The organism is Clostridium yunnanense, assembly GCF_016595795.1.
In the GTDB taxonomy this organism is placed as follows: domain Bacteria; phylum Bacillota; class Clostridia; order Clostridiales; family Clostridiaceae; genus Clostridium_AR; species Clostridium_AR yunnanense.
The window spans coordinates 76,419-97,999 of sequence record NZ_JAENHN010000027.1; the positions used below are offsets into that span (position 1 = coordinate 76,419).

The following is a 21,581-nucleotide window of genomic DNA, read 5'->3' on the forward strand; positions in this document are numbered from 1 at the left end:
AGAAAGTATAATAACACATTACTTAAAGAGTGGACTTAATAAGTAAGTTTCTATTTAAGCTTTATTAGTATAAATGATAAATTTGAAAGGTTTATACAGGGTGACAAAATTGGATGATCGCATTGAACTAATCTTAAACTTAGATAAGCTACATACAACAGATTTAGGCATTGTTAGAATTAAGAAAAATCTTTCTTTAGATGTAGATGATGTTGTTAGATGGTGTAAAAATAAAATTGAAAATCCAGATGCTTTGATAATGAGAAGGGGCAAAAACTGGTATGTAGATATAGATGATTATGAAATAACTGTAAATGCTTATAGTTATACAATTATCACGGCGCATAAGATAAAGACGTAAATTATATATAAACTCAAAAATAGATAAATTTAGATTTAAGATTGAGTAATGTAAATATTAGTTTGTCAGTGATTTGAGTGGTTCGTTTAACAAATGCGAACTGAAGATTATTATATAATGGGTGGTGTAAGATATGGAGAACCATATTGAAAAAATTCAAAAGTATTTACATAATGGAGGTGCCAAAGATATGGATAATCGCATTGAAATACTTCGAAAATATATTGATGGAATTCTAATAAATATGAAAGACAGTGAAGAAAGAAGATGTGGTTACCTCCATTTATATGGAGTTTCTCAGGCATGCGCAATGATTGCTTTGAAAAGAAATCAAGATGTTGAGTTGGCAACTATGGCTGGTATGTTACATGATTTACATTCATATAAGGCAATGAATACTGAAAATCATGCTGAGAAGGGAGCAGTTTTGGCACGTCAAATTCTTGAGGAGTTGTCATTGACAACTGAAAATGAAACTGATTTGATATGTTCGGCTATTCGTAACCACAGTTCAAAGGCTACTACTCATTCTGCATTTGATGAAGTATTAAAAGATGCAGATGTTTTGCAACATTGTTTATATAATCCTCTTTTTCCTGTAATGGAACATGAAGGATATAGGTTTCAGAATTTGCTAAATGAATTTGGTATTTTGAGAACGTTATAAGCATAATGTGGAGTTTAACAAATTCCAATTTGTTTAATGCAGAGAGGATGAAGCATAATGATGCAAACATTAGATTTCTTAGCAACTGTTTGGAAGTCAAATAGCATAAGAGAAGAATTATTAAATAACCTTCAATGTGAGAAAAAGGAATTTTTTGATATTGGAATACATCGCTTAAAGTTTGATTTTAAGCACCAGATCATATATATAACCTGTAATGATATTGATTACATTTTTATGGCTAAAATGATTCCTTTGAAAATGTCATTTGAAACACTGATAAATTTAATTAATAAGGATTTTGATAATAAGAATAATAAGTGGGATGTATTGTAAGTAAAAGATAATTTCCAATTTGTGAGGCACTTGAGATATGAAAATAATTAATATCATAGTAAGGAGTACATTTTATGGACAGGGATGAAATACTAAAAACCAATAAAACATATTGGGACTCAAATGCAGATTTATGGTTTGGTACAACAGCACTTCCAGAATACGGAGTGAAGTTTGTGACAGAAGATGAATTACATTTGTTTGGAGATGTTTCTGGTAAAAAGCTTTTGGAAATATGTTGTGGCAGTGGTCACTCTTTAAAATATCATGCAGATAGAAATGCATCTGAATTATGGGGAGTAGATATCTCTAAGAAGCAAATAGAAAATGCTGATGCTTATTTAAAAGAGCATGGTTATGGAGCAAAATTCATTTGTTCGCCAATGGAAGCAGATATGGATATACCGACAAATTATTTTGACTTTGTTTATTCCATATACGGAATCGGCTGGACCACAGATCTGCAAGGTATATTCAATAAGATAGCATCATATCTGAAGAAAGACGGCATATTTATATTCAGCTGGCATCATACCTTGAATTACTGCGTAGCTTGGTCATGTAGCGAACGTAAAGATGTTATAGAAAATGACACCTTGGTTTTTAATAAAAGCTATTTTGATGAATCATACTTTACCATGCCAGTTGATGGAAGTGAAATAATATTATGTAATCGAAAAATATCAACATATATCAACGCTTTAGCAAAAGCAGGATTTGTTGTTGAACAAATGATTGAGCAATCGGATAAAGAAACAATGGAAGCAACTGGATATGTTAGCGACAAAACCAAAAAAGCCAAGATGCTTCCGATTTCTTTTTGTATTAAGGCGAGAAAACTGTAATGTGAGTTTCGTACAGTATGAGAAAACGGGAAGTTGTCAAGTTCAAATTTAAGGTTGAGTAGTATAAATAGTAATTTGCAAGGGGAAATATTATGATATGTATTATTAATGATAGAGAACAGAAAGAGCAAATAGCAAGAAAAATATTATTTAACCTGCCGGATTGGTTTGGACTCCCTGAAAGTACGGAGGAATATATACGCTGTAGCAAAGATATGCCTTTTTGGGCTGATATTGTAGATGAAAAGGCAAGAGGGTTTGTTGTATTAAAAGAGACAAGTCCCTATACTGTTGAACTTTATGTTATGGGAGTACTAAAGGAATTTCACAGAGAAAAAATAGGTAAGCAATTATTTAACCATTGTTATGATTATTCTAAAGAACAAGGTTATTTATATATGCAAGTTAAAACTGTAAAAGAAGGATGTTATGAAGAATACGATAGAACCATAGCCTTCTACAAGAGTGTTGGATTTAAAGAATTTGAGTGTTTGCCTACACTTTGGGATGAATGGAATCCCTGTCAGATTTATGTGATGTCTCTTTAGTAAATGGTAATTTGTGGAGGTGCTGTTAATATGAATGAAAGTATTCAAAATTATATTGAAAAATACAGCGAAGAAATACAAGCAATTTTTTCAGAGATACGGGAGCTTATTATGAAAAGTGTCACTTGCAGGATAGAAGAAAAGTTATGGGCAAAATTACCGAGCTTTTATGTTGACGATAAATTCGTAAGGGTTATTCCTTTTAAGGACCATATTAATATTGAATCTACTGCAATTATTGAGCATAAATCACAATTAGAACAATATAAGATTACGCCTAAAGGGATGTTACAGATTTATCTGAATCAAGACATACCCTATACTGTTTTGCAGGCAATTTTTAAGGAATCGTTAATTGGGTAAATTCCAATTTGTCAGTGATGCTACCTAAAGATCTTTTAATAAATACATACGAGAAAGGAGGAAAACAAATTTGGAAGCAATCTATGTTTATCACGTAGTAACGGAAAGACCAATGAGGTTAGGACAAAAAATCTTGTTTGATGAAAATAATCACAATGGTGTATATAATAGAGTTATGGCTTAATGGGCTGAATTTTTTAAAAATGCTGGCCGTGATGTATATTCTATTGTTAAACTAAAAGTACAAGGAAATATATTTGATGGTGATGCTTGCAATTGTTTTGACGGAACAGAAAATGATGAAGACAATATGGAAAAAGCACGTCATTATTGGAAAATGGATATTGAAAATCACAATCCTGTTATTGAAACTTTAGTTGATGGAGTGATAACAGTTGATGAAATAATTGAGAATTTTAAGTAGACATAAATTTGATAATCTAATTAATAAAGAAATTTTGAGGAGGCAAGTCTTATGGAAAAGTATACAAGAGAAGAATTAGACGAGGCACTAAAGGTTATAGATTCAACTATAAGTAACTGTGAAAAAATGCAACCTAAATTTGAGGAGGGTACCTCACAACACACATTACTTAAGAATAGGATAAAAGCACTGTATATATCAAAAGCACTGATAACAGCTGAAGATATAACTGAAAAATATACAAAAGAAGAATTGATAAAAGCACAACCACCTGTAGCTTCAATCATAAGCAAATGTGAAAAAGCCCAGCTAAATTCTACAGAGGGTACCGCTCAGCATACCCGCCTTAATAAAATAATAAAAGCGATGTATATTTCTAAAGCATTAATAGCGGAGGAAATTAGTAGAAGAGGGTAATTTTTATTTTTGCTTAGGTTGTTAGTATAACCTAGCAGATATAGAGCAATAAATGCAATACTTTAAAAGATGTTGAAAAGTTAATAAGAGCATTTGAAAAGTCATTTTATATTATGAAGGATTTGATAATTGCAAGTTTATTAGTTAATTCAAAATTTATATTGTAGTTATGCTAAATATAAAGGTTTGTAGTATGGATATATATTATTAAAATGGCTTATAATAAGATATAGGTAGGTGAGGAATATGCCACAAGATATTAAAATAGAATTAAATAATTTAGTAAAAGAAATATATGATGTTTTTGATATTAGTTCGATTTATTTATTTGGTTCATATGCATATGGAACTCCTAATGAAGACAGTGATTTAGATATTTGTATAATAACAGATAATAAAAGTAAAAGAAAAGTTGAAATAATGAAACTTGTAAGAAAAGCTATGGCTAAGGTCCAAAGCATGCCAGTTGATTTGTTAGTTTATTATAGTGATGAGTTTAATGAACGAGCAAAATTAGATTGTACTTTAGAAAGTCAGATTTTTCATGAAGGGGTAAAGCTTTATGGATAATGACAAAATTTATGAAGAGTGGTTTGTATATGCGAAAAGAGATTTAGAATCAGCTAAATTCTTGATAAATATGTATCCTAAACCTATAGAGATAATATGTTATCACTGTGAACAAAGTGCAGAAAAGTACTTGAAGGGGTATCTTATTAGAAATGGAAACAAGATAGAAAGAACACATGATTTAGTAGTGCTTAATAATAAGTGTAAAGTAATAGATAAAAGTTTTGCTGCAATTGAGGATGAATGTATTGAATTAGTACCATACGGAGTACAGGTTAGATATCCATATCAATTAGATGTTACTGAAGATGATATGACAAGTGCTATAGAATGTGCCGAAAAGAGGTAAGATGGAGAAATAATCTATTTTACCTTTTTGTATTGTCTGGTTATTGGTTGATATAATAAGAGGTTAAAAGACAAGTAGTTATTAGAAGCGAGTAATAATGGATAAAAATAATAATTTGATCTTAATTAAAGCTCTTAGTATTTTTGGCATAAATACCGTGAACGTAAAAGCTAATGGTCATAAAATCACTGCTTTTCATTGTGTTTCGTTGAAACACTAGTTATTTTTTGCTAGAATTATATCACCAAAACAGAAGACTAAATATTAAGATATGGTGAAAGAATAAAACAATATATCCAAGTAAGGATACATATCACAGGTGAATATATGAAAAAGGTTATGAATGAACAATTAATTTATGAAATACTTTCCGTTGTGGAAGAAATCCCAAAAGGGAAAGTTGCTACCTATGGACAAATAGCCAGACTTATTGGTAGAGACAAAAATGCACGACTTGTGGGGAAGGTCCTTAGCCAGGCAGAACTTTATGGTGGATACCCATGTCATCGTGTGGTAAATCATGCTGGAAGACTAGCACCTGGGTGGCAGGAACAACGATTTCTGCTATTAGAAGAAGGTGTATCCTTTAAAGATGACAATCATGTTGATATGAAGAAAAATCAATGGGATAGTTAAGGCGTATTTTTCTTATGATTACCTATAAGTCGTATAAAACCATATACTAAACAACATATACTAATAACTAAAGGCACTTTATAAATTAGGGAATTGCCTTTTAGTGATCCTAATATACCTGCAATACCTATGAATATGAAATATAAAGGATTGATATTATTTTTATTATTCATTAATTTACCTCCAGACAGCTTTTAGCAAGCTAATTATAGCTTGTTTTCTTTTTGCTTTCAACAGCGCCTAGATTTAAATCCTTTAAAATATATTATTATTATTTTTTTCTTGTAACAAAATAATAATAATAATAAATATGTAATCGCTTTCTTAACGTTTTGATAGAAATAGATTAAGAATAAATAATAACAGTTAACATAATATATAAGGAAAATAATGCTGAAATGTGTTATCATGAATTTTGGAAGTATATTCCAAATATAATAGAATAGGATGTCCATTAATTGGATATTCAGAAACTAGGAAAAGTAGGGGGAGAAAATGTTAAATTCTATCAGGAAAGTTAAGGGATTTATTACTCTAGCACTGTCAACAGTAATGACATTTAGTATGATCGGTCCGATAAATGTCATGGCAGACACTACTAACAAAAGTGAACAAGCTATCAGCACAAGTGAGAAAAGTAATTCTTTAGCCACAGGTAACGAGAAGCAAACACTACAGATCCTTGCCACATCAGATAGTCATGGGAGATTTTTACCTTATGATTATGCGATAAATGCAGCGGATACTACAGGGAGTTTAGCCCAAGTTTACACTGCAGTAAAGAAACTTAGAAGCCAAAATCCTAACAACACTATTCTTATAGACAATGGAGACACAATACAAGACAATTCAGAAAGCTTATTTGTAAATGGTAATCCTAATCCTATGATAGCCGCTATGAATATAATGGGCTATGATACTTTAACCTATGGAAATCATGAATTTAATTATGGTATTCCAGCATTAAAAAGTGTAATGAGTCAGTTCAAAGGAAAAACTCTTTGTGGAAATGTTTACAACCAAGATGGTTCAAGACTTGCAGCACCTTATACAATTGTTGAAAGAAGTGGAGTTAAGGTCGGAATAATAGGTATGGTAACTCCAAACATTAAGAGATGGGATTCTGTAAATCTTGAAGGTTATAAGGTTACAAATCCAATAGATGAAACAAAAGAGGCAATAAAAAAGCTTAGAGAGCAAAATGTTGATGTTATAATTGCTTCAGAGCATATGGGAGAGACTGGAGAATACAATGAGCCGGGATCAGGTGCTATAGAGGTACTTTCTCAGTGTCCTGAAATAGATGCTTTTATAGCAGGTCATTATCACTCAAGAATAACAGGGGATTATTATTATAACAATGTTATATATACTTTAAACAACAATGCAGTTACAGCAACTTTACCAGATGGAAGCACAAAGGCTTCAACTATGGAAGCTTACACTGAAGCTAAACAAAAGGGAACTGTAATAGTAGAACCTAATAAGTGGGATAAGAGCCTTTCACAGATTAATATAAGTGTTACAAAGAACGCTGATGGAAAGTATGTTATTGAAAATAAAGGAACTGATATAACTACTGCTATATATGATATGGCGACTAAAACTGCGGTAAATTATCAGCCTGATGCAGAACTTACTGCAGCACTTCAATCCTATCATAAGATAGCAATCGATGATGCAAATACTCCAATTGGAGCATTAAAGGGTGGAGATTTATCGCCTAAGGATGAAGTTAAAGGTATAAGTGAAGCTAAGCTTAAGCCAACAGCAATGATTGATTTAATAAACAAGGTTCAAATGTATTATGGAGAAAGGATTGCAGGACATAAAATAGATGTATCTGCAGCAGCTATGTTTAAGGATGTTCAAAATATAGCAGAAGGACAAATAAAGAAATGTGATACAGCAAATATATATCAGTTTGACAATACTTTATATGTATTAAAAATAACTGGTGCACAGCTTAAAAAGTATATGGAATGGTCAGCAAACTACTATAATACCTTTAAGCCAGGGGACTTAACTGTTTCCTTTAATGCAGCAATACCAGGTTATAATTACGATATGTTTTATGGAGTTAAGTATAAAGTAGATATATCAAAACAGCCTGGTAGTAGAATAGTTAATTTAACTAAAGCGGATGGAACTGCAATAGGTGATTCAGAAGTATTATACATGACTGTAAATAACTACAGAGCAAGTACTCAACTTACAAAACCAGGTACTGTTTATTCAGGAAATGATACACTTCCAGTAATCATCGGTCAGTCAGAAAAGACAAATGGTCTAGGTGACGGAAGAATAAGAGATCTTATAGGAACTTATATTCAAAATGTTAAAGGTGGAACAATAACTCCAGAATGTGATAATAACTGGAGCTTAACAGGTTACAACTTTAACTCTTATGAAAGAGGATTAGCAGTTAAGTATATAAATAACGGAGCTATAGCTCTTGCACAATATAACGGCAAAGCAATCACTATGGATGATGTGAAAAAAGCTATGAATCCAAATGGTGATAAGGTTATTGATGTAGTTACCTTCAATGATTTCCATGGAAACTTAGCAGAAGATACAAGTGCCAGCGGAAAGAACCTTGGAATGTCAAAGTTTGTAGCTGCTATAAATGAATATAAAGCTGCAAATCCAAACACAGTAGTTGTTTCAGCAGGAGATAACTATCAAGGAAGCGCTATGTCTAACCTTACTTATGGAGAACCAGTTTCTGCAATGTTAAAACAACTTGGTATAGTAGCTTCAGCAGTAGGTAACCATGAATTTGACTGGGGCATAGATAAGATAGCACCTTGGGCTAAAGACGGAAACTTCGATTTCTTAGCTTCAAATATCTATGATAAAAAGACAGGTCAGCCAGTAGCATGGGCAAAACCATATAAGATGGTTACAGTAGATGGTGTAAAGATAGGTTTTGTAGGAATTACAACTCCAGAAACTGCTTTTAAAACTAAACCTGAAATCGTAGCAGGACTTGAGTTTAGAGATCCAGCTGCATCAGCAAAAGTATGGGCAGATAAACTAAAGAGCGGAAGCCTTCCAGAAGGAAAAGCAGATGTGGTTATAGCACTTACACACATAGGCTCAGCACAAGATGCAAAGGGAAATATAACAGGCGAGGTAGTAGATACAGGTTTATGCAATGTTGAAAGTTTAGATGCTGTAATAACTGCACATTCACACAATCCAGTAAGCGGCTATGTAAATAACAAGCCAGTAGTTCAAGCTTACTATGCAGGAAGATCTTTAGCTGATCTTTCAATAGTTATAGATAAGAATACAGGAAAGCTAAAGAGCATAACACCAAACCTAGACAGTGTATATAAGAGAAAAGCACAGATAACTCCAGATACCACTGCACAAGCAACTTACACTAAGTACTATACAGAGCTTCAACCAAAGCTTGAAAAGGTAGAAGGATATACAGATACAGAATTAACTCATGATAGATACGCAGAAGGCACTTCTTTACTTGGTCAATGGGTAACTGATGTTATGAGAAAAGCAGTAGGAGTTCAAATAGGTATAACAAACGGCGGAGGCCTAAGAACCCCTATAGCAGCAGGAAAGATAACAATGGGTACACTATACGAAGTAATGCCATTTGACAACACTTTAGTTAAACTTAACCTAAAAGGTTCAGACCTAAAGAGAGTAATAGAAAATGGTATAATGAACACAAGCGTAGGTTGGGTTCAAGTATCAGGAATAAAAGTATACTACGATAAAGACGCAAAAGCAGGAAATAGAATCACTGCAATGTTCCTAGAAGACGGAACTCCAATAGACATGAACAAAACCTACTCCGTAGTTACAAATGACTTCATGATAACAGGTGGAGATCAATACGACTTCACAGGAGCACAAAACGTTTATGACACAGGAATTCCAATAAGAGACAGCTTAGCAAGTGCCCTAGAAGCATTAGGATCAAAACATCTAGTAGTAAATGATGCAAAACCATTAGTAGCTGGAATAGCACCTGCAAACAATGGTGGCACTAATAATGGTGGAACAGGTACAACAAATCCATCTACACCAACATCCGGAACTACAATAGGAAATCTTCCTAAGACAGGATCTACAATAGATTCAAATGTACTTTTAGGAGTTGGCGGAGTTGTAGTAGTGCTAGGAGCTGCAATGTATGTGGTTAGTAAGAGAAAGAAAAATGAGGATGAAGCGGCTTAATGATTAGTTAGAAGAAGAGAGACTGCAGCACATTGATGAGAGATCGATGTGCTGTGGTTTTTTGTGTGTAGAGGGAAAATATGAAGGAGATTATTGAATATTGTAGAATAAAGGTATACAGGAGATGTGATGTAAAGAGAGGGGATAGTGTCTATAATTGGAAGTTTGCAAAGTATATTAATGATTATTCTTATTGAAATAGTAAAAGACCCAGTTATATAAAATGTACAAAGAATAAAATTTAAGAAATTAATAGAATAATTAATAGGATATATAGATTTTAAAAATCGAAAAATAGAAATAATACTAAATAAAATTATAGGGTATATGGGAAAAATGGATTGATAAGACAAGGTTGCTCAATGTAATACAAAAAGAACAGGGGGGTTCTAAATACATTAATATGGAGGATTTTAAAGATATTGACTTATCTAATAATGTAACACAACATTCTTATGATATTACAGAGAAAGTAAAGGTTTAAATCAGACAATACTAGAAGGTAAAGGAGGCTTGAATATAGTCAAAAAACTTACGGGAAAATGGAAATCTTCTTTGACTGAAGATAAAAAGATGTGAAAAATTAGTTGGTATATTAAGGAACTATACAAAAATAGAATTTATAAACGGGGAAAAAGGAGGAGCAATAATGGAATACATGGGAGAAATATTTATATCACCAAGGTACAAAAAGGAGGATTTTATTAATTTAAACTTAACTATGACAAGTAATCAAGAAGATTGGATTAAGGCAATAGATATATTTGAAGATAGAATAAGAGGAAGATATTTAAATATAATAGATAGAATAATTGGTGATGGTTTTTTGATGATTGACGGATTTGCTGTTATGGCATTAAACTGTTTACTAATAGAGACACTACTACAATTTAAGAATGGTTGGGATGAAACACGCAAAAGTAATAGTTATGAATATAGTAGATTTCTAATGGAAGAATTTCCACATATATTTACAAGTAATAATTTAGCAAGAAAATTTTATGGAGACATAAGGTGTGGCATTTTACATTCAGCTCAAACAAAAAACGGAAGCCAGCTAACTATTAATAAAGGATATGTAGCAGAATTTATTTATACTAATATGCGAACAAGCATTAGTGTTGATGTGGTTGGTGTTTCTATGGTTATTAAAGATTATTTTTTAAGGTATGTAGAAAAAATTAAGCAGAGTAACAATGGATATGAAAGACATTGTTTTTTAGAAAAAATGAAATTCTTATGTAAACATTAAATACATGAATTTAAAAGCCGCATTTAATATATGAGCAATTACATAATAAGTAAAGATATTACGATAAGTTAACATTCCACTATCCATAAAAATGGATGAGATGTAGGCAGTTTTATTAGGCTAATAGCAAGAAGCTAAAGTATATAAACTTTCATTAATAGGTATATCTAATTGTAATTGACTGAAAGTTAAAGACTATTTATAAAATCTGTAAGCAGATGATAAGTTATTTCAGCTTTAATGGTTTAAAGGAGGCAAGATATGAAAAAATTATTCATTGCAATTAGACAAGGTGATATAGAAACTGTAAAAGCCTTACTAGAAAAGAAACCAGAGCTTATTTCATGCACAGCAAAACAGCCACCCAAAAAAGATCATGGACAATCTCCTTTGCAAGTTGCAATAAAGTCTGGAAACTTTGAAGTTGCAGAGTACCTTTTAGATCTTGGTGCTGATGTGAATTTTATGGAAAGTGAAAGTTGTTATGAGTGGAGGATGCCTGTTTTACAAGATGCTATCATGGCAGCTGTTAGGTGTTCTAGATGGAATACCAATGATGAAATAAGAGGATTTTGTGAGTTTAATTCTAAAGAAAAAGCTACTGCTGCATTTCATATATTGAAAAGGATGTTACATATGGAATCAGATGTCGATTGTTTAGATTCTTATGGAAACTCTTGTTTAATGAGAGCTATTTTAGATGCTAGGCAAATACTTCCCTCATATTATTATAATGAGGATAGGATATCTGACGATAGGATAATTACAGATGAACTTAAACAAGATCTAACACAAATTTTTGATTTACTATTCCAAAATGGCGCAGATGTGAATGAAATAGACAGAATAAGTGATAAGACACTTTATGAAACTTATGAAAAAGAACCAGTTTCTCAATTATTGATGAAGAATAGATGATAAGTAGCTCTACATTAAGATTGTGCGATATAGGAATCTATAGTGGAAATTGCTAATAAGCAAGTAACAAAAGATGTTATTTTAGATAAAACAGGAATCATAGCTATCAATCTTCATTCCACCTTTGGGAAAATATAGAGAAAATGATATAGAAAGATGGCTAATTAAATCATTATGAGAGAAGAGTAAGTAGGATAGGTTTTAAAGCCTATCTTATTTTTTATCAAAAATATAGTTAAATGATTTATCAAATAAGTTATGTGTAATAACTACTAATAAATTCATATGAAATATAAGTAAAAAATGGTAAAATTAATTGATGGATGATAATTTATAGTATGTCAAACACTTTTGACATAGGAAAACAGGCCATATCCAATACTTTTGATAGTAGAGTTTCATTCGAGGTTATAAACTGAAAGTGCAGGGGGACATTATATGGAGATCGGAAAACAAATAAAAAAATATAGAATGCAAATGGGATTTTCTCAGTAAGAATTGTCTGAAAAGATATTTGTATCTAGACAAACTATTTCAAATTGGGAAAATAATAAAAATTATCCTGATATGAAAAGTTTATTATTGCTAAGTGATCTTTTTAGTGTATCTCTTGACATATTAGTTAAAGGAGACCTTGAAGAAATGAAAGAAAAAGTTAATTCAGAAGACATTAGTAGATTTAAACATGATGGGAATATCTTTGCGGTATTACTATTACTAGCAATTATATCACCTGTTCCACTTGTGAAGTTTATGGGTAATATTGGACTAGTGATTTTTGGTGTAGTTGCAATTATAGCAATATATTATTCAATTAGGGTTGAGAAATATAAAAAGAGTTTTAATATCCAAACTTATAAAGAAATTCTTGCTTTTACAGAGGGTGAAAGTTTGGATGACACTAAAAAGAATCAGGAGTATGGGAAGCGACCATATCAGAAAATTTTATTAGCAATAGGCTCTGCTCTAATTACACTAATAGTAGCAGTTATCATGAGTTTTATATTTTTGTAAAGCTTAAAGTTTATTTAAAGAGTTCCGATATAGAAACTTAATTTGTACTTGTTCGAAAATCATAGATCAATGAATTTTAGTATATATAAATTAATAGTTGAGTTAGGAACTTTATATAGGGTTCTATTACGAAAACTTAAGTTATGAATGTTCGAAAATCGTGCACCTATGAATTTTAGGCATGCATAACTTAATAGTTGAAGTTGGAACCCTATAGCTATATTAAAATGATATATTTAAAAGAGGGACGATTATATGAAAAAAGGTATCATGACATTATTACCAATAATCAGTATTATTTTATTAATTTTAGATTTAGTTGGATTTATAGACTCAAATATTGCACTATCTGTTGCAGTATCATTATGTGGAGTGTCAAGTATATTAAATGGCTATACTTTATATGTTAAGAAAAAGAAGAAAGAATCAATTCCACTAGTTTTAGCTGGGGTTTTTATAATCATTGTTTCAATACTTACACTATTTTTAAGAAATATAGAAACTATAATTTGCAATTTAGTAAGATAGGTTTAAAAGCCTATCTTATTTTTTTGTAAAGGAAGGTAATACTATTCATTATATTTATTACTAATAGCTCTTGGCGTGATTAGCAAGTAACTTGTCGTAAGGTGCTAGTTACTTGATCATATTTAATAGGTATAATGTAATCAATGTTTAACTAGAAAGGAAAAATGTGAGTGTAACTAAGCTAGTGAACGTATAGATAAATAAGGGAGGTTTATATGAATGGCATCGCATGCGCGTATTAAAATAACGGCTGGATTTTGGGAAAGTTTGTGTCAATTAGGTATTGATGTTAATCACGTAGTTAGAAAAGCTCAGCTACCACTAACAATTATTACTTCACCATTTGTCACCACGGCTCAATATTTTGCAATTTGGAATGCTTATTCGGATATTATTGGTGATACTGCTAAAGCAATTATTAAGCTTGCAACCGTATTTGAAACTACTCATTATCCGCCTGCTGTCTTAGCGACTTATCATGCACGTGATTATCGCGATGCGCTAAAGCGAATGGCCAGATACAAGCAATTATGTCCGCCTGAAGGTTTACGTATTGTTGAGAAAGGTGATGAGTGTACAATAGAATTGGAATGGTTGTATGTTGAACAGCCTGGTCCACCGATTTTAGTTGGTATCACTCTTGCATTTCTTCTAGAATTAGGTCGTAGGGGGACAGCTCAGCCTTTAAAGGCCAAATTAGTAGAAATTTCTGATTCTATAAGCAATATACAGGAGCTTGAAGCTTACTTTGGCTGTCGAGTTCAGATTGGTGCAAGTTGCAATCGATTGACATTACAGAGAGGAGATTTAGACCGTCCGTTTACATCATATAATGTAGAGCTTTTAGAGATTCTGACTCCAGTACTGGAACAATCGCTGGATGAGAGGCAACGGAGCTATTCGATTACTGAGATGGTTAAATGGATTGTAAAACGTAGTTTAACAGGAGGGTGTCCTGATATTAAGACAGTGGCGAGTGAACTAGGGATGAGCAATCGAACATTGCAGCGTCGTCTTATTGATGAAGGTACTAGCTTTAAGAATTTATTGGCACAAGTAAGGCATGAGAAGGCAATAGAGTACTTAAAAGATTCATCTCTAGATATTAAAGAAGTAGCCTTTATGATTGGATATGAAGACATAAATTCGTTTTATCGCGCTTTTAGACTTTGGGAAGGTGATACTCCTTCAAATTGGCGTGCTAAACATTTAGATAAAAGTTAGATAAATTAACATTGTACTAAAATTAAAAGGAGAAATGTATCATGGATATGGGATTAAACAATAAAACAGCTTTAGTTACAGGATCAACAAAAGGTATTGGTAAAGCAATCGCAATGGAACTTGCTAAGGAAGGCGTTAATGTACTAATTAATGGACGAAACTATGAGGAAGTAGAACTGATCGTAAATGAAATTAAATCAAAATTTCCATCTACTTCTCCTCAAAATGCTACAGCAGATCTTGTAAATGTTAAACAAAGAGAAACTTTATTTGAGAAATATCCTAATATTGATATTTTGGTTAATAATATGGGTATCTATGAAATTATGGATTACAATGATGTTGATGATATTGTATGGGAAAAATACTTTGAAACTAATGTCCTTGCAGCAAATGGATTATGTAAATTTTATTTAAATAAAATGTTGAAAAATAATTATGGCCGCATTATCTTTATTGCTAGCGAAGAAGCAATTATGCCTTCTGGGCAAATGCCTCAGTATTGCATGACCAAATCAATGTTATTATCACTGTCAAAAAGTTTGTCTAAATTAACAATAGGAAAAGAAGTTACAGTTAATACAATTATGCCAGGGCCAACACTTTCTGAAAATGTATATCAAATAATTGATAGTATATATTCTGACGAAAATATGGCTTTTGAAGAAAAAGAGAAAAAGTTTATGGCTACAAATCTACCTCAATCTGAAATACAGCGTTTTATTAGACCAAGTGAAGTAGGTAGACTAGCTGCATTTGTATGTAGCCCTTATGCATCTGCATTTAAAGGTTCTCCAATTCGTATGGATGGAGGAATGGTACCTACTATTTATTAAATCATTAAGAGGGAAGAATTAGTAAGATATATGACGTGGACTTTTTTTATATGAGAGTTTCAGCACTTGAAGGTTAGAATAATGTAAATAGGTTTAAGCTACCACTCTTACAATGGGTGGTAGCTTTTGTATAAAGAATAATATAGAAACGACTATTATCTTTTATTTTCATATGCAGAAACCTTAAAATTATATAGAACACATAGTTCATTCAAATTGTGAAGCTTAATTATATTTTTGGAGTTAGATTGGTTTGTTACATATGATAGTGACTATTCTTGGAAAAAAGTATTAAACCAGAATTATGAAGGGGGAATTGATTTGGGTACTACTTTTAGATATTATACAGATGATGATTTTTTCAAAGTAGAAGAACTTATTTTAGAAAGCTACAAATGGGGGAATCCACCATGGGGATTTAGTAGGCATGAGTTCTGTAGTGGAGTTCATGGTGCATGGGCAAATGTAAAAGATAATTGGAGACATACCGTTGGAGTCTGGGAAGAAGATTGCAAGGTTATTTCAGCAGTTATTTGCGAAGGTGTATGGAATGGAGATGCATTTTTTCTTTTCGATTCGTTAGAACGACAAAGAGATAGTAAATTACTTGCGAGTATGTTTCATCATGCAGAAACACATCTGTCCTGTTTTGCAAAAGATTATAAAGAAAAGACTCGATATTTACATATGGTGATTCCGCCAGAATATAATTATGTAAAGAACATGTCAAAAGAAAGAGGGTATGAATTATCACAGAATGTAGAGCGGTCACTTATACTTCCATTTACAGGTGACAAGTTTGATGTTGTGCTCCCAGAGGGATATACGATAAGTGATGGAACCGAAACACCAGACTTTTTTCTTTCTAATACCCATATGTTTTCGTTTAACTATACACTTCCAACGGCAGAAACTGGTGAAATAGGGTTTCGTGATTTGAGAAAGATGCCAGGGTATAAACCAGAACTTGATTTATGTGTGCTAGATATGGAAGGAAAGCCAGTGGGGAGTGCTATCATTTGGTATAATGAAAAGATGCCTTATTGTGAATTAGAGCCGCTTGGAGTTGTTTGGTGGTGCAGGAGAAAGGGAATAGCAAGAGCATTGATTTATGAGGCAGCCAATCGTATTATGAAGATGGCTCCTAAGTGTAGAGGAATGCTTGGAGGAGACCAGCAATTTTACTGGGATTTAGGTTTTAAAGTTGAAACAACCTGTGAGTGTTGGAATTGGAGCAAAAGATTTTAATAGTAGATAATCTCATCAAGTACTATATAAATAAAATATGTAAAACGGGGCTGTCGCATTAGTGGTTAAAAACAGTTGGTGTTCAGCCCTTATTCTATTGTAGCAAAACTATAACTGATTGAGCCTGCTTTATTGACCAGCTGTTTAGTCTGCTGATTCAAGGGCACTTTTTATATTTAGTGAGGGTTTTCAATAATTTTTACGTAAATATTTATATCTAGTGAAGATTTTCTTTAGAAAGCGAGTTAAGTTTGTCTAGTGGAAAGTAATAATCCATGTATTGCCTCAATACAAGGCCAGTTGCAGGGCTGCCTGGTATTACCTCCTGGCAAAGTACTTCTGAGCGTATTAAGTTTTCTGGCTCATTTATTCCAAATAGTGACCGCATACATGTAGAACTGCTGAATCTGGGATTTATTTCGAAAATTACTGGCATGCAGTCTTTTAGGCGCAATTGAATATTTATAGCTCCATAGGCTCCCAGTGTACTTGCAACCATGGCACAATAATCTGCAATGTGGTGATAATCATCAGAAACTGCAGCAATAGTAACTCCTTCCAGAAGATATCGCCTTAAAGCGATCTTGGAAATGACCTTTCCTTTTTGATTTATGCAAATCCCTACGGTAAACTCTTGATCCTCATCTGTAAGGTATTCCTGTATAATTAGACCTTTCTTACCATTTATATTTTCAAGTAGCTGCTGATTATCCTTAACTAGAACAACACCCACTGAGCCACGCCCAAAACGTGGCTTGACTATCAATGGAAAACCAGTATCTTCAATAAATGATGAGAGCATACCATCATCCTCAGGATATCTTATACTTGCAGGAATTTGAAAGCCGGAGCGTTGTAAATAGCACATGGTCAGCCACTTATCGGTGCAAAGTTCTATAACTTCGGGAGAATTTACAAACACCTTTGCTCCTGTAGATTTTTCAAGGGATTCTCTGTTTCTTGAATAAAAGGGAAGCTCCGCTGTAGAGCCGATAAATATCGCTTTAATCTGATGATTTATACAAAGATTTTTAATAAACATATAATAGCTTTCTTCATCTGCTGCCTGAGGACATATAAAGCTTTTAGCGGCAAAAAATAAACCTAATGAATATGGATTAGAGTCAATTGCTATTATTTCAACAGGAAGCACCGATTCTTTCAGTGATCTCATAATACCAAGCCCGTATACAGAACCTGAACCTGTAACCAAAACATTGATAGTATTGCTAGTTTCATTCATATTTTTGTAAACTGCTGACAATGTAATCAACCTCCTGTACTGTTAATCCTGGGTGGACAGGTATTGAAACCACTCATCATAAATTTTTTTACAGAGCTCTAGATTTAACCGGTGACCAGATCTGAAGCCTATCACATGTCCCTGTACCTTTTTTCCAAGCAAGCTAAGATCTCCGAGAAGGTCAAGCACTTTATGACGAGCAGGTTCATTGGGCCATTTCCACGAATTGTACTCAGTGCCGGATTTGACTACCAATACATTTGAGCTGACTTTCCCAGTTAGGTTTACAACATCTTCAAGCTCTGACTCAATTATATAAGAACGGGCATCTGACAGCTCTTTTGAAAATGTTTCAGGATTTATGTCCATTTCAGCTACTTGAGATAACTGTGGCAGATTGGGATAGTCAACCATATAGGTTAGTTTAAATCCATCGTAGGGAAGAGCCATTAGGAACTTCTCATATTGTATATCTCCTAAGCTTTCACGTTTATATACAATAATGGGCTTAAGTATCTTTATCATTTCCTTTTTGGCATTTTGTCCCACTATCCCAGCTCCCATAAGAGCTCTTTTGAATTCTTTACTGCTGTAATCTTCTGTTACGGGAAGGCTGGCCTGTTCCAGCTCAATAAATACGTTGTCCAAACCTAATCCTGATATGGCTGCCAACGCATGCTCTGTGTGTTCGATGCGAACATCTCCATCAGCAAGAGAAGTCCATCTGTATTCAACCTTTGCTTTTTCAAATGAGCATTTTACTTTAGGTCGGCCTGTAAGGTCATTACGGATAAATATTATACCTGTATTAGGCTGGGCTGGATGAAAAGTTACCTTTGCATCAGTTTCGCCAGTAATGCTAGTACCCATTAAAGAAACACTTTGTTTAATAGTTTTCTGATTATCCATTTTAATTTTAATTCCTTTCAACTAAACTGCAGAAATCAAGGATTTGTCTGGCACGTTCTTTATAAGTGTGTTTTGAATAAACCTCCAGCTGACCATTGCGTGCTATTTCTTTCCGTTCTGAGGTGTTTTTAAGAAAATAATTTACTAGGTCAACTGTATCTTCTGGGGAAAAGGCGCATGATAGGTGAACATTATTTATAAACAGCTTGGTGACAGATGGCGTTGGCGTCGTAAGCAAAAAACCACCTGAACCCAGTACTTCAAAAGTCCGAGATGTTAACATGTCATGGTAATTTTGCAAACCTAATATAATTTTAGCTGAATTATATACTTTATTTGTTTCCTCATAAGGTAGTTCACCTTTAAGCATATGCGATGGGATCTTAAAACCCATTAGTTCTTCATTAAAACGGTCCCATCGCTTACCCCAAATAGCAATGTTATAACCTTTTTCTACCAAAGGCTTAAGTAATATCTGAACGCTATCCTTTCTATATGATTTCCATTCCCGTCCTCCATTTCCGATTAAGGCTATATCATAATCATATTCACTGCTTTGAGGTTCGGACTTATTGAATTCTGGATTGCAGCCAAAATCAAGATGTCCAGCGGGAAGTCCAAGCTCCCTGTATTTATTTATACTACCAGGATGTATGGTCATAATTGCATTAGGTTTATAGGTTTCAATACACCTGAAGGAACACTTCTCGGTCCATCTTGGATCTTCAGTTGCCCAATAGACATGTTTCACCTTGTATTTAGCAGCTCTTTTTACCAACTCGTCTATATGTTCACGGCTATACCTGCGATAAGCCCATCCAGTCGTTATCATAATATCAGGTCTAAAGTTGTCAATTGCGTCTGTTATAGAACTTCTATTTAAATCTCTAAGCACAAAAACAGGGCAGTTCAATTCGCTAAAACCCTGCGGTAGCCCAAGAGTATATTTAGAACTATGCGAAAAAAATAGTATTCTTTTCATACTTACACCTCTTTCAACAAAAGCTTGCGTGTGCCATTTGCTCCACAATTAAATAACATATCCACTATAGACAAATTGGGTATAAAATTGCCCCAAAGCTGAGGATATTCTATAGGTTCATAATCCAAATACTCCAATTTAATACCTTGTTTTTCAAAAATTTCTGGTTGATTATATGCCTTTGCTCCAATACCTGATAGGTAAGTGTCAGCAGAAAAGTGTCGGCAGATTGCAGCTATCAGTTCATTTTTTCGAAGATCAGAAAATTGGGGTAAATCTGATAAAAACACAAGCTTTGTTTTAAGTCCCAGCAGGTCATATACCAGTTTGATAAAAGCTATATTGGTATCTATAAGATATCCGGTATCTTGCAATACCTGCTCCATCAGGGGAAAGATTTCTTTGAAATGAGGTGCTTTTACATAGTTTACTTTCAGTGCCCTAAGATGATGTCTTTTCCAACCAGGTATCACAGTAACTTCATTAAACCGCTGCAAGCCCATGCCCTTGCGTTTCACAGGCACAGTTAATAACTGAGTGCCTTGGGAAGCTTTGATAAGATTCCTATTATCGGATGAACTACCTGTTTGAAACTGAGCAGTATCTAAAATAAAAAAAATATCACACTGTGCCATCTTAACAAAATATCCTGGCCAGGGGATATAATTTGGTTGATGACCTGCTAATTTCATTACCTCACCCCTTTAAACTATTTGCTATTGTTCACTTTGTATAAATAGCATTCCCGCAATACTCCATGGCCTCCATAACCTTCTTTAAAATGAAATAGCCCAGTATTGACTTTACTTCCTTTTACCTCAGTGGAAATCCCCCAATCTAAATATGAAAAGTCGTTTCTTAGTCCCCATTCCATCATATGACCAAAAATAAGGTTTAACGGACGTAGGTGCTGGAAACTATCGTGGTGGGCAATATAAAAACAGTTAATAACTCTGTCATTAAGTAAAAATGCTAAAACACCCGCTGCAGGAGTTACTCCTTCATATGCTGCAAAGAGTTTTATCTTGTTAGGGTAAAGAGTTTTTAGGAGTTTGATTTCATCAAATGTATGTGCGGGCTTTGCATTATGTTTATGTTTAAGGTTATCTTCTAAAATAGGCCAAAAGTCTTTTATATTGGCATCCTCTACCACTGATAAACCACTTTTCAATGCCTTCTGGTAGTTTCGAAAAGTTGTATCACTCATTACATGTTTTGCAAAAGGTTCTTCACCTTTTTTTAGCTCAAGCACTGTGGCCAGCTCTGTATACTCAATGCTAAAACCAGAAAACCTTAATGCAAAGTCAAGTTGATCCGAAAGCTCTCTGTGGTAAACCCTCGGAACAGGTTTTAGTCGTATATAGTCAAAACCGTTCATGGAACAATATTCCACAAGTGTACTTACTAACTCTAAGCATTTTTTAGTGCTTAGACTGGACTTTATTATCAGCCCACCATGGGAAGTGCCGGGGTGAGAAATTAGCATGCGTTTATCATCTTGTTGTACTACGGCAGCAGGAAGAACGGCAATGATTCTCTTATCCTCCATAAATATTAGCGAATGATCTAAAAACCTATCTGAAGGATGATAACCTAGAAATCTTCTTTCCTGCATAAAAGTGCCATTAACTGAGGAGTGCACAAATTTCTCCCATTCATTCTCAAGTTCTTTTGAATATTTCTTTACAATGAACATAATTTA

24 protein-coding genes and 1 pseudogene are annotated in these 21,581 nt (G+C 33.3%); 19 read left to right on the forward strand and 6 right to left on the reverse strand.

Translation table 11 applies throughout. From position 1 onward, the window contains the following. The first annotated feature begins 100 nt into the window (after positions 1–100). The 11 genes and pseudogenes from JHL18_RS08995 to JHL18_RS09045 all read left to right on the forward strand — a co-directional run bounded on the left by JHL18_RS08995 (position 101) and on the right by JHL18_RS09045 (position 5,516). Entirely contained in the window at positions 101–361 is a 261-nt protein-coding gene (locus JHL18_RS08995; protein WP_476728536.1) for a DUF3781 domain-containing protein, read from the forward strand. Positions 362–551: 190 nt separating this feature from the next. Next, positions 552–1,028 carry an HD domain-containing protein gene (locus JHL18_RS09000; protein WP_243277838.1) on the forward strand — a complete coding sequence of 159 codons (477 nt, stop codon included), beginning with the start codon at positions 552–554 and terminating at the stop codon, positions 1,026–1,028. Positions 1,029–1,085: 57 nt separating this feature from the next. Further along, complete coding sequence (locus JHL18_RS09005; protein ID WP_200268323.1) at positions 1,086–1,364, forward strand: hypothetical protein; 279 nt, start codon at positions 1,086–1,088, stop codon at positions 1,362–1,364. A gap of 74 nt (positions 1,365–1,438) precedes the next feature. Further along, the gene (locus tag JHL18_RS09010) at positions 1,439–2,209 is read left to right on the forward strand and encodes a class I SAM-dependent methyltransferase (protein WP_200268325.1); all 771 of its coding nucleotides are present in this window, start codon (positions 1,439–1,441) and stop codon (positions 2,207–2,209) included. A 92-nt stretch (positions 2,210–2,301) separates the two neighbouring features. Further along, on the forward strand, positions 2,302–2,757 hold the full coding sequence (locus JHL18_RS09015) for a GNAT family N-acetyltransferase (RefSeq protein ID WP_200268327.1): 456 nt from the start codon (positions 2,302–2,304) through the stop codon (positions 2,755–2,757). 30 nt (positions 2,758–2,787) lie between these two features. Further along, on the forward strand, positions 2,788–3,120 hold the full coding sequence (locus tag JHL18_RS09020; RefSeq protein WP_200268329.1) for a DUF1801 domain-containing protein: 333 nt from the start codon (positions 2,788–2,790) through the stop codon (positions 3,118–3,120). Between the two features lie 196 nt (positions 3,121–3,316). Then, positions 3,317–3,544: pseudogene (locus tag JHL18_RS26220) on the forward strand (DUF2441 domain-containing protein); the annotation flags it as partial. A gap of 51 nt (positions 3,545–3,595) precedes the next feature. Then, entirely contained in the window at positions 3,596–3,961 is a 366-nt protein-coding gene (locus tag JHL18_RS09030; protein ID WP_200268331.1) for a hypothetical protein, read from the forward strand. A gap of 246 nt (positions 3,962–4,207) precedes the next feature. Further along, positions 4,208–4,531, forward strand: coding sequence for a nucleotidyltransferase domain-containing protein (locus JHL18_RS09035; RefSeq protein ID WP_200268334.1), 324 nt, complete (start codon positions 4,208–4,210; stop codon positions 4,529–4,531). Beyond that, positions 4,524–4,880, forward strand: coding sequence for a HEPN domain-containing protein (locus JHL18_RS09040; protein WP_200268336.1), 357 nt, complete (start codon positions 4,524–4,526; stop codon positions 4,878–4,880). Before JHL18_RS09035 ends, JHL18_RS09040 begins: the two co-directional genes overlap by 8 nt. Positions 4,881–5,207: 327 nt before the next feature. Continuing rightward, positions 5,208–5,516 carry an MGMT family protein gene (locus JHL18_RS09045; RefSeq protein WP_200268338.1) on the forward strand — a complete coding sequence of 103 codons (309 nt, stop codon included), beginning with the start codon at positions 5,208–5,210 and terminating at the stop codon, positions 5,514–5,516. On the opposite strand, the gene JHL18_RS09050 is transcribed toward JHL18_RS09045, so the two are convergent. Continuing rightward, on the reverse strand, positions 5,513–5,689 hold the full coding sequence (locus JHL18_RS09050) for a hypothetical protein (RefSeq protein ID WP_200268340.1): 177 nt from the start codon (positions 5,687–5,689) through the stop codon (positions 5,513–5,515). The genes JHL18_RS09045 and JHL18_RS09050 overlap by 4 nt on opposite strands. A gap of 322 nt (positions 5,690–6,011) precedes the next feature. Between JHL18_RS09050 and JHL18_RS09055 the strand changes: the two genes are divergently transcribed. From JHL18_RS09055 to JHL18_RS09090, 8 genes are all read left to right on the forward strand, one after another. Continuing rightward, positions 6,012–9,725, forward strand: a complete 3,714-nt coding sequence (locus JHL18_RS09055; RefSeq protein ID WP_200268342.1) for a 5'-nucleotidase C-terminal domain-containing protein — start codon at positions 6,012–6,014, stop codon at positions 9,723–9,725. 649 nt (positions 9,726–10,374) lie between these two features. Next, positions 10,375–10,977 carry a hypothetical protein gene (locus JHL18_RS09060; protein WP_200268344.1) on the forward strand — a complete coding sequence of 201 codons (603 nt, stop codon included), beginning with the start codon at positions 10,375–10,377 and terminating at the stop codon, positions 10,975–10,977. A gap of 261 nt (positions 10,978–11,238) precedes the next feature. Then, positions 11,239–11,895 carry an ankyrin repeat domain-containing protein gene (locus JHL18_RS09065; protein ID WP_200268346.1) on the forward strand — a complete coding sequence of 219 codons (657 nt, stop codon included), beginning with the start codon at positions 11,239–11,241 and terminating at the stop codon, positions 11,893–11,895. A 498-nt stretch (positions 11,896–12,393) separates the two neighbouring features. Then, entirely contained in the window at positions 12,394–12,909 is a 516-nt protein-coding gene (locus JHL18_RS09070) for a helix-turn-helix domain-containing protein (RefSeq protein WP_243277839.1), read from the forward strand. Positions 12,910–13,164: 255 nt separating this feature from the next. Continuing rightward, positions 13,165–13,437, forward strand: coding sequence for a hypothetical protein (locus JHL18_RS09075; protein ID WP_200268348.1), 273 nt, complete (start codon positions 13,165–13,167; stop codon positions 13,435–13,437). A gap of 219 nt (positions 13,438–13,656) precedes the next feature. Next, positions 13,657–14,661, forward strand: a complete 1,005-nt coding sequence (locus JHL18_RS09080; RefSeq protein WP_200268350.1) for an AraC family transcriptional regulator — start codon at positions 13,657–13,659, stop codon at positions 14,659–14,661. Positions 14,662–14,702: 41 nt separating this feature from the next. After that, on the forward strand, positions 14,703–15,497 hold the full coding sequence (locus JHL18_RS09085) for an SDR family NAD(P)-dependent oxidoreductase (RefSeq protein ID WP_200268352.1): 795 nt from the start codon (positions 14,703–14,705) through the stop codon (positions 15,495–15,497). 321 nt (positions 15,498–15,818) lie between these two features. Continuing rightward, positions 15,819–16,745: a GNAT family N-acetyltransferase gene (locus JHL18_RS09090; protein WP_200268354.1), complete on the forward strand. Its 927-nt coding sequence runs from the start codon at positions 15,819–15,821 to the stop codon at positions 16,743–16,745. Between the two features lie 217 nt (positions 16,746–16,962). Here JHL18_RS09090 and JHL18_RS09095 read toward each other — a convergent pair whose 3' ends face one another. The 5 genes from JHL18_RS09095 to JHL18_RS09115 are packed head-to-tail and all read right to left on the reverse strand — an operon-like array spanning position 16,963 to position 21,575. Beyond that, a complete protein-coding gene (locus JHL18_RS09095; protein WP_200268356.1) occupies positions 16,963–18,009 on the reverse strand; it encodes an ATP-grasp domain-containing protein in 1,047 nt (348 codons plus the stop codon). 21 nt (positions 18,010–18,030) lie between these two features. Next, complete coding sequence (locus JHL18_RS09100) at positions 18,031–18,918, reverse strand: UDP-3-O-acyl-N-acetylglucosamine deacetylase (RefSeq protein ID WP_207752998.1); 888 nt, start codon at positions 18,916–18,918, stop codon at positions 18,031–18,033. Beyond that, positions 18,905–19,879, reverse strand: a complete 975-nt coding sequence (locus JHL18_RS09105) for a CgeB family protein (RefSeq protein WP_200268360.1) — start codon at positions 19,877–19,879, stop codon at positions 18,905–18,907. Before JHL18_RS09105 ends, JHL18_RS09100 begins: the two co-directional genes overlap by 14 nt. Positions 19,880–19,881: 2 nt before the next feature. Continuing rightward, a complete protein-coding gene (locus JHL18_RS09110) occupies positions 19,882–20,571 on the reverse strand; it encodes a WbqC family protein (RefSeq protein ID WP_200268362.1) in 690 nt (229 codons plus the stop codon). Positions 20,572–20,588: 17 nt separating this feature from the next. Continuing rightward, positions 20,589–21,575, reverse strand: a complete 987-nt coding sequence (locus JHL18_RS09115) for a GNAT family N-acetyltransferase (protein ID WP_200268364.1) — start codon at positions 21,573–21,575, stop codon at positions 20,589–20,591. Positions 21,576–21,581 lie beyond the last annotated feature (6 nt).

What these genes read in the sequence shown, in the direction of transcription:
- JHL18_RS09000 (WP_243277838.1), top strand. Translation starts at nt 552, where the DNA reads ATGGATAATCGCATTGAAATACTTCGAAAATATATTGATGGAATTCTA.
- JHL18_RS09005 (WP_200268323.1), top strand. Translation starts at nt 1,086, where the DNA reads ATGATGCAAACATTAGATTTCTTAGCAACTGTTTGGAAGTCAAATAGC.
- JHL18_RS09010 (WP_200268325.1), top strand. Translation starts at nt 1,439, where the DNA reads ATGGACAGGGATGAAATACTAAAAACCAATAAAACATATTGGGACTCA.
- JHL18_RS09015 (WP_200268327.1), top strand. Translation starts at nt 2,302, where the DNA reads ATGATATGTATTATTAATGATAGAGAACAGAAAGAGCAAATAGCAAGA.
- JHL18_RS09020 (WP_200268329.1), top strand. Translation starts at nt 2,788, where the DNA reads ATGAATGAAAGTATTCAAAATTATATTGAAAAATACAGCGAAGAAATA.
- JHL18_RS09030 (WP_200268331.1), top strand. Translation starts at nt 3,596, where the DNA reads ATGGAAAAGTATACAAGAGAAGAATTAGACGAGGCACTAAAGGTTATA.
- JHL18_RS09035 (WP_200268334.1), top strand. Translation starts at nt 4,208, where the DNA reads ATGCCACAAGATATTAAAATAGAATTAAATAATTTAGTAAAAGAAATA.
- JHL18_RS09040 (WP_200268336.1), top strand. Translation starts at nt 4,524, where the DNA reads ATGGATAATGACAAAATTTATGAAGAGTGGTTTGTATATGCGAAAAGA.
- JHL18_RS09045 (WP_200268338.1), top strand. Translation starts at nt 5,208, where the DNA reads ATGAAAAAGGTTATGAATGAACAATTAATTTATGAAATACTTTCCGTT.
- JHL18_RS09050 (WP_200268340.1), bottom strand. Translation starts at nt 5,689, where the DNA reads ATGAATAATAAAAATAATATCAATCCTTTATATTTCATATTCATAGGT.
- JHL18_RS09055 (WP_200268342.1), top strand. Translation starts at nt 6,012, where the DNA reads ATGTTAAATTCTATCAGGAAAGTTAAGGGATTTATTACTCTAGCACTG.
- JHL18_RS09060 (WP_200268344.1), top strand. Translation starts at nt 10,375, where the DNA reads ATGGAATACATGGGAGAAATATTTATATCACCAAGGTACAAAAAGGAG.
- JHL18_RS09065 (WP_200268346.1), top strand. Translation starts at nt 11,239, where the DNA reads ATGAAAAAATTATTCATTGCAATTAGACAAGGTGATATAGAAACTGTA.
- JHL18_RS09075 (WP_200268348.1), top strand. Translation starts at nt 13,165, where the DNA reads ATGAAAAAAGGTATCATGACATTATTACCAATAATCAGTATTATTTTA.
- JHL18_RS09080 (WP_200268350.1), top strand. Translation starts at nt 13,657, where the DNA reads ATGGCATCGCATGCGCGTATTAAAATAACGGCTGGATTTTGGGAAAGT.
- JHL18_RS09085 (WP_200268352.1), top strand. Translation starts at nt 14,703, where the DNA reads ATGGATATGGGATTAAACAATAAAACAGCTTTAGTTACAGGATCAACA.
- JHL18_RS09105 (WP_200268360.1), bottom strand. Translation starts at nt 19,879, where the DNA reads ATGAAAAGAATACTATTTTTTTCGCATAGTTCTAAATATACTCTTGGG.
- JHL18_RS09110 (WP_200268362.1), bottom strand. Translation starts at nt 20,571, where the DNA reads ATGAAATTAGCAGGTCATCAACCAAATTATATCCCCTGGCCAGGATAT.
- JHL18_RS09115 (WP_200268364.1), bottom strand. Translation starts at nt 21,575, where the DNA reads ATGTTCATTGTAAAGAAATATTCAAAAGAACTTGAGAATGAATGGGAG.